This window comes from Loktanella agnita, assembly GCF_046640325.1.
Lineage (GTDB): Bacteria > Pseudomonadota > Alphaproteobacteria > Rhodobacterales > Rhodobacteraceae > Yoonia > Yoonia agnita.
The window spans coordinates 1-1,791 of the sequence record NZ_JBJMBF010000043.1 but is presented as its reverse complement, the minus strand read 5'-3'; the positions used below and the strand labels follow the sequence as shown (position 1 = coordinate 1,791).

The following is a 1,791-nucleotide window of genomic DNA, read 5'->3' as shown; positions in this document are numbered from 1 at the left end:
TGGCCTGCGCTTGAGAACACATGCCAGCCAATGGGTTTAGAAAGACTTGGTCAGGCTGGCCTGCAGCGTGTGTCTTTGGGCGTCTGCGCTAAGCTGCCCGGTATAGCCGAAGCCGATGCTGGTCCGCGCGCCCAGATCAACATCGATCCCCGTTGTGATCACGGCTGTATCGGTTGCAATTGGTGCGCCTTCGATGCGGAAGGTCGCACTGCCGTCAAAGGCTGCATCCATTTGTGCTGCCAGATCGCCTGCCGCATGTTGCCAGGCCACAGACCCGGCAAGGCTGGCGTGGTTTGATCCCAGCATGATGTCATGCGCTGCCCGCACACCCAGCGTCGCCAACACCACGTCTTGTGAGGCCGCATCCACCGTCAGCGCAGATGCACCACCGCCCGTTTCGGTAAACCCATCCGTCTCAACTAGGGTGTAGCTGGTGTTGATAAACGGCTCAAACTGCGCAATGCCATAGCTGGCCTCGGCGAACAGGGCTGCCGATTGGGCGTTGTAGCTGGCGCTCAGCTCATCACGCGTCGCGCCGACAGCGACGCTGCGTTCGCTTTCGATCTCATGATAGCCGTAGGTTGCCCCGAACCGCAGGTTCATCGGCCCGCGCTGGGTGCTGCCGTAAACCCCCAGATTGGCGGCACGGGCGGTGCCGGATGACTGGCGGTCTGTGATGTCATAGTCTGCCCCGCTGACCCCCAGTGTCACGCCAAGTTGCAGGCCCGGCGTTGCAACCAGATCAACACCCGCAAGCGCGCCGCCGCCACGGCGTTCCATCGCAGCGACATTTTCTGTGCCTTCAGTCTCGGCCCAGAATCCAAAGACCGTGCCCCAGGTGTCGCGTGATGGTGCGAAGGTCCCGCGGCTGACAGCCGGGGCCAGCCCCGCGCCGGTTGTGCCGCGCATATGGTCCAGGATATTATCTGTGATGACCGCATCATTCTGGAAGACAAGGCTTTGGGCCGATCCATGCGCTTCGCCGGACAGGCTGTCATAGGCCGCTGCAACCTCGTCATCTTCCAGCAGCACAACAGCATCATAAAGGGTCGCGCCGCTGCCAAGGCTGTCCACAGCATTTGCCGTGGCGGTTTGGTTTGCGGTGGCTGCCATGTCTTCTAGGGTCTTACCGTTGCGGGTCAGCGCCAGTTGTACATTGTTGGCATCATAGCTGACCCCGGCATCAAGGAAGGCAAAACTGTCTGTCACGGTCTCGAAGGTGCCGGTCACACCGTCGCTGGCGGTGATGATGGTGTAATCGGTCGATGGCGCATAGGTGCTGCCATCTTCGCCCAGCGTTTCCAAGGTGATGTTCAACGTCACATCGGTGGCGATCGTCACCGTGCCCGTTACATTCAGCAGATCACTGTCACCATCGGCGTTGATCTCAACCGCGTAGGAGGAGCCTGCATCAAACACGGTGTTGCCCGCAGCGATGGTCCCGATGGAATTGCCCGGCGCAAGCGTGCCACCCGACCCAACCGTGACGGTGCCAAGCTGACCACTGCCGCCCAGAACACCTGATCCGGTGACCGATGTGTCGCTGGTGATCGCCCCATTGACGGTCAACTGACCGCCCGTGATTGTGGTGCCACCAGAATAGGCGTGGTTACCGGCAAATTCTGTTGTGCCCGCATGCACCGCGACGCTACCCGCGCCGGAAATGACCGGCGCAAACTGATAATCGGTATCCGTGTGGTTAAACACAAGCTTTCCGGTGCCAGCGCCAAACACCACAGTCGAGGCCTCTAGCGTCCCCGCGGCCACAGCCGCGTCACCCGCCGCCGCACC

1 protein-coding gene is annotated in these 1,791 nt (G+C 61.3%); it reads right to left on the bottom strand.

The genetic code is table 11. From position 1 onward, the window contains the following. Positions 1-36: 36 nt before the first annotated feature. A partial coding sequence (locus tag ACJ5NV_RS20365) for an autotransporter outer membrane beta-barrel domain-containing protein (protein ID WP_411646706.1) occupies positions 37-1,791 on the bottom strand: 1,755 nt, incomplete at its 5' end.